The sequence below is a fragment of the Paraburkholderia kururiensis genome (assembly GCF_034424375.1).
Taxonomy (GTDB): domain Bacteria; phylum Pseudomonadota; class Gammaproteobacteria; order Burkholderiales; family Burkholderiaceae; genus Paraburkholderia; species Paraburkholderia kururiensis_A.
Genome location: NZ_CP139965.1, coordinates 6,068,041 through 6,083,307, shown reverse-complemented (window position 1 = coordinate 6,083,307; position 15,267 = coordinate 6,068,041). Strand labels below are relative to the sequence as shown.

Annotated in this window: 16 protein-coding genes; 8 read left to right on the top strand and 8 right to left on the bottom strand. The window is 62.5% G+C overall.

Going from position 1 to position 15,267, the window contains the following annotated elements:
- Window positions 1-129: 129 nt before the first annotated feature.
- Window positions 130-498 (bottom strand): BON domain-containing protein, encoded by a 369-nt coding sequence (locus tag U0042_RS27260; protein WP_114815020.1) that lies wholly within the window; start codon window positions 496-498, stop codon window positions 130-132.
- Window positions 499-819: 321 nt separating this feature from the next.
- On the opposite strand from U0042_RS27260, the gene U0042_RS27255 reads away from it, so the two are divergent.
- Together U0042_RS27255 and U0042_RS27250 are read left to right on the top strand one after the other, a co-directional pair.
- Window positions 820-1,503 carry a DNA-3-methyladenine glycosylase gene (locus U0042_RS27255; RefSeq protein WP_114815042.1) on the top strand — a complete coding sequence of 228 codons (684 nt, stop codon included), beginning with the start codon at window positions 820-822 and terminating at the stop codon, window positions 1,501-1,503.
- Window positions 1,504-1,760: 257 nt separating this feature from the next.
- A complete protein-coding gene (locus U0042_RS27250; RefSeq protein ID WP_114815021.1) occupies window positions 1,761-2,099 on the top strand; it encodes a DUF4148 domain-containing protein in 339 nt (112 codons plus the stop codon).
- Window positions 2,100-2,359: 260 nt separating this feature from the next.
- On the opposite strand, the gene U0042_RS27245 is transcribed toward U0042_RS27250, so the two are convergent.
- Window positions 2,360-2,800, bottom strand: coding sequence for a CBS domain-containing protein (locus U0042_RS27245; protein ID WP_114815022.1), 441 nt, complete (start codon window positions 2,798-2,800; stop codon window positions 2,360-2,362).
- Between the two features lie 258 nt (window positions 2,801-3,058).
- Here U0042_RS27245 and ribA point away from each other — a divergent pair, with 258 nt between their 5' ends.
- The 4 genes from ribA (at window position 3,059) to U0042_RS27225 (ending at window position 5,099) form a co-directional block, all read left to right on the top strand.
- Complete coding sequence (gene ribA, locus U0042_RS27240; protein ID WP_114815043.1) at window positions 3,059-3,706, top strand: GTP cyclohydrolase II; 648 nt, start codon at window positions 3,059-3,061, stop codon at window positions 3,704-3,706.
- Window positions 3,707-3,791: 85 nt separating this feature from the next.
- Window positions 3,792-3,971: a hypothetical protein gene (locus tag U0042_RS29995; RefSeq protein WP_419150471.1), complete on the top strand. Its 180-nt coding sequence runs from the start codon at window positions 3,792-3,794 to the stop codon at window positions 3,969-3,971.
- A 499-nt stretch (window positions 3,972-4,470) separates the two neighbouring features.
- Window positions 4,471-4,707 (top strand): type II toxin-antitoxin system Phd/YefM family antitoxin, encoded by a 237-nt coding sequence (locus tag U0042_RS27230; protein WP_114815023.1) that lies wholly within the window; start codon window positions 4,471-4,473, stop codon window positions 4,705-4,707.
- Window positions 4,704-5,099, top strand: coding sequence for a type II toxin-antitoxin system VapC family toxin (locus tag U0042_RS27225; protein WP_114815024.1), 396 nt, complete (start codon window positions 4,704-4,706; stop codon window positions 5,097-5,099). Before U0042_RS27230 ends, U0042_RS27225 begins: the two co-directional genes overlap by 4 nt.
- 508 nt (window positions 5,100-5,607) lie before the next feature.
- Here U0042_RS27225 and U0042_RS27220 read toward each other — a convergent pair.
- The 3 genes from U0042_RS27220 to U0042_RS27210 form a co-directional block, all read right to left on the bottom strand.
- Complete coding sequence (locus U0042_RS27220; protein WP_232833611.1) at window positions 5,608-7,851, bottom strand: copper-transporting P-type ATPase; 2,244 nt, start codon at window positions 7,849-7,851, stop codon at window positions 5,608-5,610.
- 42 nt (window positions 7,852-7,893) lie between these two features.
- Window positions 7,894-8,208: a YHS domain-containing protein gene (locus tag U0042_RS27215; RefSeq protein ID WP_114815044.1), complete on the bottom strand. Its 315-nt coding sequence runs from the start codon at window positions 8,206-8,208 to the stop codon at window positions 7,894-7,896.
- A gap of 1,002 nt (window positions 8,209-9,210) precedes the next feature.
- Window positions 9,211-9,804 (bottom strand): TetR/AcrR family transcriptional regulator, encoded by a 594-nt coding sequence (locus U0042_RS27210; protein WP_114815026.1) that lies wholly within the window; start codon window positions 9,802-9,804, stop codon window positions 9,211-9,213.
- A 145-nt stretch (window positions 9,805-9,949) separates the two neighbouring features.
- On the opposite strand from U0042_RS27210, the gene U0042_RS27205 reads away from it, so the two are divergent.
- Window positions 9,950-10,906, top strand: a complete 957-nt coding sequence (locus U0042_RS27205) for an NADP-dependent oxidoreductase (protein WP_232833612.1) — start codon at window positions 9,950-9,952, stop codon at window positions 10,904-10,906.
- Between the two features lie 363 nt (window positions 10,907-11,269).
- Here U0042_RS27205 and U0042_RS27200 read toward each other — a convergent pair whose 3' ends face one another.
- A complete protein-coding gene (locus tag U0042_RS27200; RefSeq protein ID WP_114815028.1) occupies window positions 11,270-11,638 on the bottom strand; it encodes a MerR family transcriptional regulator in 369 nt (122 codons plus the stop codon).
- Window positions 11,639-11,739: 101 nt separating this feature from the next.
- Between U0042_RS27200 and U0042_RS27195 the strand changes: the two genes are divergently transcribed.
- Window positions 11,740-12,660 carry an alpha/beta fold hydrolase gene (locus U0042_RS27195; RefSeq protein WP_114815029.1) on the top strand — a complete coding sequence of 307 codons (921 nt, stop codon included), beginning with the start codon at window positions 11,740-11,742 and terminating at the stop codon, window positions 12,658-12,660.
- 352 nt (window positions 12,661-13,012) lie between these two features.
- On the opposite strand, the gene U0042_RS27190 is transcribed toward U0042_RS27195, so the two are convergent.
- Together U0042_RS27190 and U0042_RS27185 are read right to left on the bottom strand one after the other, a co-directional pair.
- Window positions 13,013-14,206: a GGDEF domain-containing protein gene (locus tag U0042_RS27190; protein WP_114815030.1), complete on the bottom strand. Its 1,194-nt coding sequence runs from the start codon at window positions 14,204-14,206 to the stop codon at window positions 13,013-13,015.
- A gap of 381 nt (window positions 14,207-14,587) precedes the next feature.
- Window positions 14,588-15,205, bottom strand: coding sequence for a TetR/AcrR family transcriptional regulator (locus tag U0042_RS27185; RefSeq protein ID WP_114815031.1), 618 nt, complete (start codon window positions 15,203-15,205; stop codon window positions 14,588-14,590).
- Between the last annotated feature and the right edge of the window lie 62 nt (window positions 15,206-15,267).

Sequence of the window (15,267 nt, the reverse complement as noted above, 5' to 3'; positions counted from 1 at the left end):
GCTGCGGCTGCGCCTGTCTTCCCTTTCCTGTCCTGCCGATGCGATGCGCCGCATGTCGGCAAGACGGGAACGCGGAAGACAGGCGCGAGGCTGCCGCAAGCGCGCGCGGCAGCGCGACTGACTGCGGATTTACTGACCGCCCTCGGAGCGCACGGTCAACGCGTTCTTGACCGACGTCACGCCGGCCACGCCCTGCGCAGCCTGGGTGGCCAGATCGATCTGCGAAGCATCCGGCACGGTGCCCGCGAGCGTCACCGCGCCGTTGTTCGCGCGGACCGTGATGTTGGCCACCGAAACGCCCTTCGCACGGGCGAGCGCGGCGCGCACTTTCTTCTGCAAGGCACGATTGGCCGAGCGCGCGGCCTTCTTGCTGGCCTTCGCCGAAGCGGCGGTGTTGGCGGTGTCCGTTCCGGGATCGCTGGCCTGTGCCCATGCACCGACCGAGGTCGCGACGACGAGTGCGCCGACTGCCATCCTGATTGCGTGAATTGCCTTCATGCGTTTTCTCCGGTTGTCGTGATGTCGAGAGCGTTCATGGCAACCGCCTGGTGCTGCGGGCGTTGCCGGGTCGAGCCTGAATGAACGTTATTGCGGGAAATGCGGCGCTGCGCGTACAGCAACTGCTGATACTGCAGAAATTGTGGCGATAATGCGCGAGAACGTGCTCCGCGCGCGCCGTTGTGCAAGCCTTGGGACGCGCGGCAAGCTAACGATACTCCAGTTGGGAAAAACGTGACTCGGAACGCGCCCAGGGGCGAAGCATTGCAACAACAGACGAAGCGCGATGGCCGCCGCAACACGGCCGCGGCGTGCGAATCGATGCTGCTGCCCATCGTGCCGCTTACGCGCGACGAACTGCCGGTGGATACCGTCGAGCTGGCTCGCTTCATGGTGGGCAAGTATCTGGTCTACGACCTGGCCGAGCCGTTTCCCGTGCCGGCCGTGCCAGGCGTTCCTGGCGAGGAGGGCGGCCCTGTCCTCTACGAACGCCGTATGAGCGGACGCATTGTGGAGATGGAGGCGTACCCCGTCGGTGACTCGACCAGCCATGCGTTCATCGGACGCCGTGCCTGGAACGGCTCGATGTTCCTCGAGCGCGGCCATGCCTACGTGCGGCTCACCTACGGCACGGAATACATGCTCAACATGTCGAGCGAAGCGGCGGGCGTGGGGGCCGGCGTGCTGATTCGGGCTATCGAGCCGCTCGAAGGCATCGCGGCGATGACCGCGCGCCGCAACGGGGCAGCGCTGCGTGACCTCGCACGCGGCCCGGGACGGCTCACGCGCGCATTCGGTATCGGCCAGGCATTCGACGGTCACGATCTCTGTACGGGCCGCGGGCTTTGGCTCGGGCAGATGCCGGTGCAGGGCGACGCGGCGGTGCACGCGGTGGCTGCGACGAAGCGCGTCGGGCTGTCGCGCGAAATGCACCGGATGCTGCGCTTCTACGAGGCGGGCAGCCCGTTCGTCAGCGGACCGCGCAAGCTGCTGGCGGCGGAATAAGGGTAACGGCACGACCCCAGGCGTTCTGCAATTCCTGCCGGACCTGCCGCGGTCGCGTGCCGATCTTCGGGAAGGCTTACACCTTGCTGTCGGCGCGCGCCGTAAGGCGGGAGACCTTCATCTATTGTTCTTCCAGCCGAAAAAATGTTTATCTCGAATAGGGGTTTTCCCTTGGTGATCGGCTTCCTACACTGGAGTCACTTGCTCGACACATGGTGTGCCGGGCCAGCGACAAAACAACTTTGGAGGTAATCATCATGAACTCGAAGTCCCTGATCAAGGCTGCTGTTGTTGCCGTTGCGCTTGCTGCTCCGCTCGCTTCGTTCGCCCAGTCGAACGGTCCCGTGACCCGTGCGCAAGTGCGCCAGGAACTGATCGACCTCGAACGCGCCGGCTACAACCCGGCTGTCTCGAACGACGCGACCTATCCGGCCGACATCCAGGCCGCCGAAGCGCGCGTCGCCGCGCAAAACGGCACGGCGATGGCGCAGCAACGCACCGCCGACACGGGCTATGGTCCTTCGACGACGGGCTCGTCGCAGGCAGGCCAACCGGCGCGCGTGACGCCGCAGCAATCCACTTATTTCGGTAACTGATCCCGGTAACTGAAGCGAGACGTCGTGTGCGGTACGCCATCGCGCACAACGTATCCGGCGGGCGATCAGATAGTTGGGCGCCCGCCGTTTCGCTCGAAGGCGGTCGCGCAAGCGCGTGTCGTTCGCGCGCCATGCGCGGCCCGACCATAAGACAGGTTTTGTGGAACCTCCGCCGCCGGAAGGCGGCTTGGCCCAACCGGTATCGATTGGGCTTTTTTTGCGTCACCCGCCTTTGCGTTACCCGCCGCGCGGCCCGGCGTTCAAACCTTGCCGCCCGTGATGTAGTGCTCCAGCTGCTCGATCGTGAATTGCTGCTCGGCAATGATGTTCTTCACCAGGTCGCCGATCGAGACCATTCCCACCAGCTTTTCCTGATCGATGACGGGCAGGTGCCGCATGCGACGCTCGGTCATGAGCGCCATGCACTCGTCGGTGGTCTGGTCGAGGCGCACGAAGCGCACGTGCGGGCTCATGATTTCGCGCACGGGTGTGACCTTCGACGAGCGGTCCATCAACACGACCTTGCGTGCGTAGTCGCGCTCCGTAATGATGCCGGCGATCGCGTCGCCTTCCTTCACGACGAGCGCGCCGATCTGCTTTTCCGCCATCAGCTTGATCGCGTTGTAGACCGAGTCTTCCGCCAGGATGGTGTAGACGGTTTGCTCCGGCTTCGATTTGAGTACCTGTGCAACGGTTGTCATGAGGCGGCTCCGTTTCGTCAGAGAAGGTCTGCCGGCGTGGCGCGACGCAACATCCCCGACATCCCTGGGCGACGCGTTGCCGGCAGGCTCGATTCCAGTATAGGCGCCGGAAATCGGCCGGGGGATTGGGGCTGACGCGCGGTCGACGACACCCCGCGGCGCCCGCATTGCGGTGCGCCGCGGCGATTGGCGGTAAACTGCCCGTCCATACCACATCCCGGCGGCACGCCGGATCAAGCCTTGGCATCTTCGAACATCATGTCTACGCCTCACGAGCCGCCGTGCGCACCTGGCGCAATCACCGACGAATGCGTCGTGCTCGATGCAGCCGCCACGCTTCCCACCCGCTACGGCACGTTCATGTCCTACGTTTTTCGCGTTGCCGATGGCGGCGCGGAGCACGTAGCGCTTGTGATGGGCGACGTCGGCAATGGAGAACCCGTGCTGACGCGGCTGCATTCCGAATGTCTCACGGGCGACGTGCTGGGCTCGTATCGCTGCGACTGCGGCGAGCAGCTCGATCTGGCCTTGCGCTACATCGCGGCTGAAGGGCGCGGCGCGCTGCTGTACCTGCGCGGCCACGAGGGGCGCGGCATCGGGCTCTCGAACAAGATTCGCGCGTACGCGCTTCAGGAGCAGGGGCTCGATACCGTCGAGGCCAATCTGGAACTGGGCCTGCCCGACGACGCGCGCGAGTACGACTCGGCGGCCGCCATTCTGCGCATCCTCAAGGTCTCGTCAGTGCGGCTGATGAGCAACAATCCCAAGAAATTCGACACGCTCGCAAAGCACGGCATTCCCGTTTGCGAGCGCGTCGCGCTGGCGATTCCCGTGCGCGAGGAAAACGAGCGGTATATCCGGACCAAGCAGGTCAAGTTCGGGCATTACTTCGAAGAGAACGAGTAGCCAGAAATACAGCCGTGTCAGGACAGGTCCAGAGTAATCCGGACGGCTGTGCTTCGTGCCAACCTTGACCGGTGGAGCCGGTGAGATGGCCTGTCCGAAGATCTACATCGATGCCATGCTCGTGAACTGGGCGACCGGCTGTTTCAGGAACCGTCTAGACATGCGCGAGCGCCTCAGCTATCTCGCGCAGGGTTGCGCAGCGAAGCCGCACGCATGCGCAAACAGCTCGCACGAACGCTTCCACGTACTGCCGAAGTCGTGGTGAAGATCACGAACAAGACGTCGGGTGTCCAGGGCGTGGCGACGGGCGGGTGTATGTCTTCGCCGCGCATGATGATGGGGTCCATCCGCACGTCCATCTGAGCGTACAGGTGCAGAGATCCGACGGGCGCCGGCTCAAGCTACGTGGCCAGCCTGTACCGCGCCGCAGTCCTCGGGCCGGATAGCAGCCATACGCGCAGACGGACATTTGCGAGCTGCCTCATGGCACACGGACATTCGCTCGAAACGGTTCAGATTTTGTTGGGCACGCTCACCTCGATCACGCCTGCCCCTGTCTGGATGTACCGGCGCGGGAACAATGCGAGGCGGTCCAGTCGATTGAGGCAGGTTAGGGAGTGTCGCAAAGGGCCGGACAGCGCTCAGCGGAACGGCCAGCGAGGCTGATAAACGTAGGGCGGTCAACGCGGTCACGGCGAAAATGACTTGCACATATAGTCACATTTGCTATCATTATGACCAGTGAAAATGACTATGGGTGCATCATGGACGGCAATCAGGTTTCCAAGTCCGAATTCAAAGCAAAGGCGCTGGAATTTTTCCGGCAAGTCGAAGCCTCCGGCGAAAGTGTAATCGTGACCGATCACGGAAAACCCGCGTTGGAAGTCCGGCCCTACCGGAGCATCGAACGTAATCCGCTTGATGTGCTGCGGGGTTCGGTGGTGCGGTACGAAGACCCGACCGACCCGGTCGCTGAAGGCGATTGGGAGGCAGCGCAGTGATCGTTCTCGATACGCACGCGCTTGTGTGGTGGGTTACGGGCGATCCGGCCCTGAGTAGGAAGGCCAGATCGGCCATCGAACGCGAGCTGGCCGGTGGAGAAATTCTTGTCTCTTCCATTTCGGCATGGGAGATAGCGATGCTGGTCGAGCGCGAAAAGCTCGTGCTTTCGATGGACGTCGGAAGTTGGCTCGCAACCGTGGCGGACATTGAAGCGGTTCGCTTCGTTCCGGTAGATCCCGAAATTGCGGTCAAGTCGGTAGAGCTTCCGGGCGAGTTTCACAAAGACCCTGCGGACCGGATGATCGTCGCCACGGCCCGTAAATTTTCAGTTTCGCTTGTGACAAAGGACGAGAAGATTCGAGCCTATTCGCACGTCAAAACCATCTGGTAGCGCAGAAAAACGGGATGGACGAAACGAGCAAGTGGACGTTCAGACGTTGTGGCGGTCCAAATCGATGGCGGGGTCTACGAGGGCGGCTTCCACGCGGAATCGAAGGTAGTGACTGCCGACGCGCCCTTCGGTAGCGGCTCAACACACGTTGGCAGCCAAGCTCCCGTGTCGGTCGCCTGGATGTGCTTGCCCAACTTCAGATAAAGCTGAGCTGCTCGAATGCCGGCTTCGTACGAGTACACGGACTCCCTCCTGGTAGTCCAGGATTTTGTCCGCACCTCTGCCCGTTGCCGGGCAGGTCAGCGTTCTACGTGGGTCAATATTCGCTGCAAATTACTGCCCTGGCCCGGCCGGATTCCCGCGCAAATCGGCACGTGTCAGGCTCAGTACGGGCTGCGCAGTCGCGGCAGCGGCAATGCATTCGCCGCCACGAGTACGGTCTCACCGGTATTCGCGAGAATCGCCCGCATCGCCATGACCTGGATCCGGCCGGCATCGCGCCGGGCGCTCAAATGCGTGCCCGCCGCAGCCGCAGAGCGTTGCTCACGACCGAAAACGAACTGAACGACATGGCCGCTGCGGCGATCATTGGCGAAAGCAGGATGCCAAAGGCCGGGTAGAGCACGCCGGCGGCAAGCGGGACGCCCAGCACGTTGTAGACAAAGGCGAAGAACAGGTTCTCGCGGATATTGCGCAGCGTGCTTCGGCTCAGGCGCCGGGCACGCACGATGCCGCGCAGGTCTCCCTTGACCAGCGTGACCCCGGCGCTCTCCATGGCCACGTCGGTGCCCGTGCCCATGGCAATGCCCACTTGAGCCTGGGCCAGTGCGGGTGCGTCGTTCACGCCGTCGCCGGCCATGGCCACGAACCGTCCTTCGGACTGCAAGCGCTTGATGGTCAGGGCCTTCTGATCGGGCAGCACGCCGGCAATCACCTCATCGATGCCAAGGGTCCGTGCGACGGCTTTTGCAGTTGTCTCGCTGTCTCCGGTCAGCATCACGATGTGCAAGCCCTCGTCGTGCAGATCGCGAATCGCCTGGGGTGTCGTGGCCTTGACCGGATCGGCCACCGAAACGAGACCGGCCGGCTTTCCGTCGATCGCGACGAACATCGCGGTGCGCCCCTGCGCGCGCTCTGCTTCGGCCAGCCCGGCAAGGGCCGACGTGTCGATGCCCCCGGCCGTCAGCAAGGCCAGGTTGCCCAGCAGGCAAGGACGGCCCGCGACCCGGCCCTTCACGCCTTTTCCCGGCACCGATTCGAACGCCTCCACCTGCTCGAGCGCCAATCCCTTGCTCAGCGCGCCCTGCACGATGGCGGCCGCAAGCGGATGCTCGCTGCCGCGCTCCAGGCTGGCCGATAAACGCAGCACGTCGTCGGCGAGAAATGCGGCCGCCGGCAGCACTTCCTGGAGGCACGGGTGCCCTTCCGTGAGCGTGCCCGTCTTGTCGACCACCAGCGTATCGACGCGGCGCAGCGTTTCGATCGCCTCCGCGTTCCTGAACAGCACGCCCACCGTGGCACCTTTCCCGCTTGCCACCATGATCGACATCGGCGTGGCGAGCCCCAGCGCACAGGGGCAGGCGATGATCAGCACGGCCACGGCATTGATGGTTGCATAGGCCATCGCGGGGGCGGGTCCGACCATGGCCCAGACGGCGAAGGTCACGATGGCGGTCAGCACCACGGCCGGCACAAAGTACGCTGCTACGACGTCGGCCAGGCGCTGGATCGGCGCGCGGCTGCGCGAGGCTTCGGAGACCATCTGGACGATCTGCGCCAGCAGCGTGTCGGCCCCCACGCGCTGTGCCTCGATGATCAGCGTACCGCTGCCGTTCACGGTTGCGCCCACCACCTTGTCGCCCGAAATCTTCTCGGTCGGGATAGGTTCGCCGGTGATCATCGATTCGTCGACCGACGAACGTCCTTCGAGCACCATGCCGTCGACGGGCACCTTCTCGCCCGGCCGTACCCGCAGCCGGTCGCCCACCTGAATCTGCTCCAGTGGAACATCCGTTTCGCTGCCATCGGCGCCCACCCGCCGAGCCAGCCTGGGCGCCATGCCGAGCAGCGCGCGGATTGCCGCGTTGGTGCTGCTGCGCGCGCGCAACTCGAGCACCTGGCCGAGCAGTACGAGCGTCACGATCGCCGCAGCGGCCTCGAAATACACCGCGACGTGGCCGGTGACGGAATGCCGGAACGCGGGCGGGAAAAGTCCCGGCGCAATCTGCGCTACCACGCTGTAGACATAGGCCACGCCTACACCCAGCCCGATCAGCGTGAACATGTTGAGATTCCACGTCGCGACCGATCGCCAGCCTTTGGCAAAGAACGGGGCGCCGCCCCACAGCACCACTGGAGTGGCGAGTGCGAACTCGATCCAGGAAAGATACGATGCGCCGGGCAGCGAGCCGAGGTGCATGGCGGGAATCTCGCCCGCCATGGCCAACGCAAGCAGCGGTACGGTCAGAACGACACTCACCCAGAAACGCCGGGTCATCGATTCCAGTTCGGAGTTGCGCTCTTCGTTGGCGTGAGCGGTGCGTGGTTCGAGCGCCATACCACACTTCGGGCAGGCGCCGGGTTCCGAACGAACGATCTCCGGGTGCATCGGGCATGTCCATTCGGTGTGGCTCGATACCGGCGTCTTCAACTCGAGCGCCATACCGCATTTCGGGCACGCACCGGGCGCAGGGCACTCGATTTCAGGGTGCATCGGGCACGTGTAAATCACCGCATGAGTTGCTGTATCCATCGCGATTTCCCCTCGATGAACAATGTGGATTCTGGATTCGATTCAACAGCCGTGATGACGGCTGCGCATGCTGCCGGCAAACCGCTGCGGATCCTGATTGAATGTCTCGCGCGACGCTTCCGATTCGAAGTAGTACGTGCGACCGTTGAAAACAGTCGTCAACGCGTGGGCCCGATCTATCGGGTGGCCGCTGACCGGATCACGCAACGCGGCACCGTCGCTGTCGTGATGCGAGTTGTCCTCGCGCGGGGCACGGTGACCTCCGCCCATGCCGCATCCCATTCCACCTCGCCGCATCATCAGGAGCATGACGAGGGCAAGGGCAATCCAGTACCCATTCTGCGATAACCAGTTCATTTTGATTTCCTCAATTTCTGAGTGGACGCACATCACCCGGACACGCGTTGCCGGAAGGCATGCGCCATAGTCGGAACGGATCAGGTCGACGATCGATGAGGATCGTTTCGGGCCGGACCCGGTGCATAGGTGTTCACGCAATGCGTGAGACGGCGGCTTGAGTCGCCGGGACAGCCTTGAGCGAAGCTGCAAGGACGACCTGGCGGCGCTACGCGAGAGGAATGCGGGGAGGGCGGTCGATACCTTCCGTCAGAAAGCTCGACTCGGGATCGGACATGGGACGGGGTGTGTAAAACATGAATGCTTTAACGCCTGGAGGTGCGAAGCGGGGACCTGCTTCAAACGCACTGGTAGAGCAGGAGACACACGTTCCGCATTGGCCGTCGGCATGCCTCGTGCGCATCGCGCTATGCACGCGGATCGCGCGGGACAGGGCCGACGTGCCTTGTCGTAGTTCGACGCGATGACCACCGTTCATCGGCCCAGGTCCAGATTCCGTATCGCAGGAGAGCGCCGTCGCTCCCGCCAGCCGAATCGGCAGAATCAGGACCAGCAGAACGGCAATCAGGAAAGCGGACAAGCGAAGCATCGCAGAGACTGTCCCGGAAAAGACGAAGGCATGCTAGTCCTTCCCATCGCAGGAAGGTCAAGGTGCGCCTTAAGTTTGCGTCGGCCTTTACTTGTGAATCTATTGAGGAGGGGGGCCTGGCGTCTGCGTAGAAGCCAGGTTTCCATTGTGCGAGCTCGTGCCCGTTTGACAAAGATCAAGCAGGGCAGGTGCAGGAAGGGTTGCGCTTGCACGTCATCGGAAAGGAGCGCCGGACGGCCGACATCGGTTTGTCTGATGCCTTTGCGTGCCAAGAAGTACTGGGCTGTACGAACGGCCGAGCGTGGTAGACCTCTGCCCGATGCGGTCGGCTCACATCGACCCGACGCTGACCTTTTGTCATCCGGCACCGAACGACAACTTTGAGGCCGATAACGATAGTCCGGGCGTGAGGGCTACCGCACCCCTCTCTCGTCTCCTGGCCGCTGGGCAAACTTCACGAGATCGCTCAATTCCTTGAACGCGTGTTCGACGTGGACGCCAAGATCCGTCGACCCGTTTTCGAACCAGGCGGCAACCGCCTGACCTAGCGTCGCCATTCCGACTTGTGCCGCCAGGTTGGCGGCCTGGTCGGACACACCACGCTGCCGGAATGCCTCCACGAGCGCCGACGTGACGGCGCGGGACTTGGTCTGTGCCCGCTCCTGCAAGGCCGGGTGGGCCGCGATGATGTGCCGGCGCGGCTCGGTAAATGGGCGATTCTGGATGAAGAGTGGCTCGACCGACGCGAACGCGCGAACCAGGGCTTCCAGCGGTCCCAGGTCCGGCGGGGCGCTCGCCACCGCGCTCGTCAGTGTCGAGATGAACTCGTCTTCCCCCCCGAACAGCACTTCCCGCTTATCAGGGAAATGACGAAAGAACGTGCGCTGCGTGACACCGGCCTCAGCCGCGATGTCGGCCGCCGTCGTGCCGTCGTAACCGCGGGTTTGATAGAGCTTGAGCGCCGCCTCCTGAAGGCGGCGCCGCACTTTTTCGGGATCTCTGGGCATGATTCACCAATCGTATTGTCACAAGCTGACTTTACGCGTATCGTCAGCATATGACGATACGCTATCGTTGTTCTCCATCCGCCGCAAGCTGGGAAGAGGCAACCGCGCGTCTCGCATCCATTGCCAACCGTCACGGAGAATTGCAATGTCGAGTGCCGATCCATCAACGATGAAAGCCCTTTGGGTTCAGCGCTATGGTGCGCCGGCGGATGTCCTGCATCTGGCCGATGTTCCCGTCCCCTCACCCCGCGCGGGGCAGGTGCGTGTCCGCGTTCATGCGTGCGCTTTCAATCCGGCCGACTGGGCGGTGTGCCAGGGCTTCTTTCCGCTGCCGCCGCCGCGCGGCATCGGCTTCGACGTGGCGGGGACGGTCGATGCAATCGGGGAAGGCGTCGCTGACGTCAACCTCGGCGATCCCGTTTTTGGCGTTCCCGACTATCTCGGCTATCCCACCGCCGGAGCGGCGGAATACGCCGTCCTGAAAGTCTGGTTTGCCGTACCGCACGGGTTGAGCCTCGAGCATGCGGCGTGTCTTCCCATGGCCGTCGAAACGGCCACCCGCAGCATCGACCTGCTTGGTCTATCGAAGGGGCAAACCATCATGATCAACGGCGGCGGGACGATGACCGGGTTCGCCGCTGTTCAGATCGCGCTGCTGCGGGGCGCCCATGTGATTGCCAGTGCCGGCGAAACGTTCGCGGATCGCCTGCGTGCACTAGGCGCGAAAGTGACGCCCTACGGCGAAGGGATGGTCGAGCGTGTTCGCGAGATCGCGCAAGGTGCGACCGATTTCGCCTTGCATACCGCGCGTGTCGAAGGCGTGCTGCCCGACCTCATCCGGATTGTGGGCGGCGACCCTCGCCGGGTGATGAGCTTCAGCGATTTTGACGAGGGCGGCCTCGGCGTTCGCACGACAGGGCGCGAGAAGGAGGGGGTGCATCGCTACGACGTACTCGGAGACTACGCCCGGTTGGCCGCCATCGGGCAGTTCGCCATTCCGGTCACGCGCACGTTCACGTGGGAAGACTGGCGGGAAGCGGTCGAACCTAGCATGGCCGGGCGCGCGCACGGCAAGCTGCTCCTCATCCCCGGGCCGCGTTAAACGCGCAGCGGTTCCGCGATCCGTCACCTGATTTGCGTCTTCCAGGGCTTGCGGCCGTCAGGCACGCAGGTCGTCGAAATCTGGCCGGTCATTCAAGGAAGTTGCCAAAGGGCGGTTACTGGCCGACGACCGCCGGACGCCACCGCTACATCGCACCTGGATCAGCGTACTGCGCCCATCGACCCATATCGGCCCTCGGGCGTTTATTTTTGAGCGCCTCTACCACTCTCGATTGCGGTTGTTCGTGGAAAGACTTCTTTAAAGGATGGTCCGAAGCATTTGCTCCCGGACCCGATATCGCCACATGCCAACTTGATGGGCATCGCCAAGGGGCAGTGCGTCAAACTCAAGCCGACGCAACGGCTAGAGCGGCAATGTCGCGTTGGTGTCGACCGCATTGAGCAGTCTCGCAACCACTTTTCGCGTTTCACTGAGTTCGCGCAGCCGAGTGTCGAGCTTTTCGACCTCGTCGCGCAGCAACGCGCGAGCTTGAACGCATGGATGAAACACAGGTTTTTCGCCGAGTACGCAAGGCAGCAACAGCCGGATGCTGCTCATCTTCAGTCCTGCCGCGCTGAGCATGCGAATGCGCTGTGCTGCGTCTACTTCTTCGGAGCCGTAATCGCGGTAGCCCGAATCGGTCCTCTTCGGACTCAGCAGACCTTCGTGTTCGTAATACCGCAGCATCCGCTCACTGACGCCGGTGCGGCGAGCCAGCTCTCCGATACGCATGACATCTCCCGAAAGATACGCTTGACCTTGACAGCGATGTCAAAGTTTAACCTCTTACGACCGGCCGGATTGCCCGCCGCTCCATTCGTGAGGGAACCCTGATGACACCATCGAATGACACGTTTGACGGAACATTTCCGTTTGCGCCGCGCTTCAGCGAAGTCGGCGGCTTTCGCATGCATTACGTTGATGAGGGACCCACTGATGGCGAGGTTGTCCTGTGCATTCACGGGGAACCGACGTGGGGCTATCTGTTTCGTGATCTGATCGCTGCACTCGCGGGCAGCTACCGTGTGATTGCGCCCGACCACATGGGATTCGGCAAGAGCGAAACGCCGGAACGGCGGACGTACTGGCTGCAGGATCATATCGACAACATTGAAAAGTTCGTGCTTGCCCTGGACCTAAGCGACATCACTCTCGTCATGCACGACTTCGGCGGCCCCGTCGGCATGGGACTCGCCGCACGACATCCCGGCCGCATTCGCCGAATCGTCAGCACGAACGGCCCGACGCCTTTCGGCCAAAGCACGTTATTCGACCGGCTGAACGCAAATGCCGCAGTCTCGCCTTGGTTCCAGTGGATCCTCCGCGCTCATTCGCAAGGCCGTCTCGAATCCGTGCTGGACGAACTCGGCTTCAATATCCTGAGTGCCTTGAAGCTCAACGGCTTCGAAAACCACGCACGTATCAACGATACGTGGCTGCGTGCCTACGGCTCGCGTTTCGTCGTGCCAACGGACAGTGCTGGCGCGATAGGGTGGGCGAAGGGCTTCGCGATCGGGGCACATCGTTTCGAAATGCCAGACGCGACGGCTCTCGACACGATCCGTTCAAAACCAGCGCTCGCAATTTGGGGCGAGGCCGATCGCACGCTTGCAGCTGAACACTTTCTGCCGCTGTTCAGCGAAATCTTTCCCATGGCACCGATTCACCGGCTCGCGGGAGTCGGCCATTACAGCTTCGAGGATGCACCGCGAGAGATCGCCGAGTTGATCGCCGCATTCTTGAAGGCCCACTAGCTCGCGGTCAGCCGGTTCTCAAAACCGGCTTGCTGCGTCAGGGATCGTGCTCTTCTATTTTTCTCGGCAATCTGGCTGCGGATTGAGTGTCGCCACGTCCATGGAGAACGGCCAATCGGTCGTGCTTCGTCAAAGTCCGTTTCTGGCCGGCTTGCGCCCGACGAACGAGCGCGACGACCAGCCGAGGCGCTCGTGTCATGCAAGGGCATGAAGTGACCCACAAGGGACGATCGCGGTTAGCAGAAGCTGACACTGGCGAGCAGCGTCGACGACGCCCGATGCTCCTATCGGAATTCCTACCCCAAGCCCGTCTGCGACGGTACGGTTTGAGTGCTTGCCGGCTTTCGGGCGATCACACAATATCAAGCTCGGGAGCATCCCACGTCTGACCTGATGGCTCAGTGACCACCCGGTTCCTCCCCGCGCGCTTTGCCGCGTAGAGCAGGTGATCGGCGCGCGCCAGCAACGCTCCGACCGCCTCGCCAGGCCGATGCCGGGCAATGCCGGCACTCGTCGTAACGCGCAGCGTAGCCCCGATTTCATTGAAGCGTGAAGACTCCAGCACGATGCGCAGACGCTCCGCGATCTGATACGCGAATTTGTCGTCAGCGCCCGGCAGCAGAAGCACGAACTCCTCGCCGCCGATGCGCGCCACCACGTCTTTCTCGCGCACCGCGGCGCGCAGGATTGCGGCGAACTGGCGCAGCACCGCGTCGCCGGCCGCATGCCCATAACGGTCGTTGATGGATTTGAAGTTGTCGATGTCGAAAGCGATCAGCGCGAGCGGATAGCTTCGCCTGTCCGCGACGCGGCGGCCCGCCATGCGTTCAAACGCGCGCCGGTTCAACGTTTCGGTGAGCGAGTCGAGATCGCGTTCGAGAGTCAGTCTGTCGATCACATCCGACATTGCCGCGGCCAGCAGCACGAGCCCCAACACGGCCCCCATTAGGGCCAGCGACAACTGGAGCAGGACCCAGAAAATGGTTTGCCCGAACGGTGCGGTGCTATGAGGCAGCGGCCGGATCGTCGTGAGCGGTGTTCTGATAAAGAAACTGGCGCCGAAGATCATCAGCACCCAGAGAAGAACGCGGTTGACGGTGCGGCCATGGCAGCGTTTCCGGAAAAGGAAGGCGGTAAGCAGCATCAACAGCCCGGCGCTGAGATTCAAAATGTAGACGCGCACGAGCAGATTCGGCGTCACGAACGAGAAGTAATAGATGGCGCCCATCACCAGCGCGAAGACAGACACGTGCGTCGCCGGCCCGAGACGAAGCCCAGCCCTGCGTAAAACGCCTTGCGCCAATAGCTGAATGCTCAAGATGTAAAACGCCGCAGATATCAGCGCGTTCAAGCGCCATTCGTCCGGCAGATGGCAAATCTGCACGGCCGAACCGAGGGCGAAAGCAGCAAATGACGCGGCGAGAAAGTGCAGATAGCTCAGTCGTCTGTCGTAGATCCATGTGCAGGCAAAACTGAGCGAAAAGACGGCCGTGATACCTGGGATGATCAACTGAACGAGCTGATTGGGCGTTATCTGAGCGGGCATGTGGCTTGTTCTCCGCTGCCGGCCGCGAAATCGCTGCGCCTATGGGTTGGCGGTTCTCAGGGCGTGCATCGTCAGATGCCATTGACGACTCTGCCAAAAATGGACGTGGCACCCGATATGGTCAGAGGATTGTACGCCTGGTGCGTGGGAGCCCTCGGGCAGGGCGATAGTGTCGCATCCGGTCTTGAGATCGGAATTTGATGCGCACAGGATTGTCAGCGATTCTTCTGACGTCGGCGAAGGTCCCTTATTGGCCGACCACTGCCTCATGCAACCAGCATGTTCTGGTCGAGCGTGGTGAGAAGTAGTGGTCGGCAGCGTGCGACCGAAGCTGACCTTGACTGTTCTCCACCCGATGTCCGCTTCCAATCGAATCGCTGCTTATGTTGCATGGTCTGTGCGAGAAGAGGCTAGGGTCTTCGCGCCCTGAGTATTGCCTATGCCGTCGAGGAAGAGGTCGACGAGGTGGGCAACACGCGACTTGGTTACACCGCCGTGCTCGACAGCGAGAGCGATTGCGGTGACCACACATACGAGATCGTCGATAGAGACGTCCCCGCGAACCACGCCTGCCGTTTGGGCCCGCTGGAGTAGCCGGCGCCCTTCTTCACGCCCCGCGTGGCAGCCGGGCGTCCCTTCCTGCAATACCGTTCCCAGCAATGCAGCCAACCCGCGATAGTGGCTCGCGTGGTTAACGAGTTCTTTGACGAAGGCGCGTACCGCAGTTCCCGGATCCAGCTTTTCGTCGCGTGCGCGGCTTGCTTCGGCAAGCGCCAGGAGGCGCTCGTCACTTGTCGCGGCAAGCAGCGCGTCGCGCGTCGGGAAACGACGATAGAGCGTGCCGATACCGACGTTGGCACGCTTCGCAATATCGTCCAGCGACGCGTTGGCGCCGCGTTCGATGAACAGCGCCTCCGCAGCTTCGAGAATGCGTGCCCGGTTGCGAGCCGCGTCGGCACGCAGTGGCGCTTCGTCGACCGTTGAATTTTGGCTCTTCATCCTTGTTCTAATTCTGCTTGATAAGCGGATGATGCCTCCATATACTAAGTGGAGCAATACTC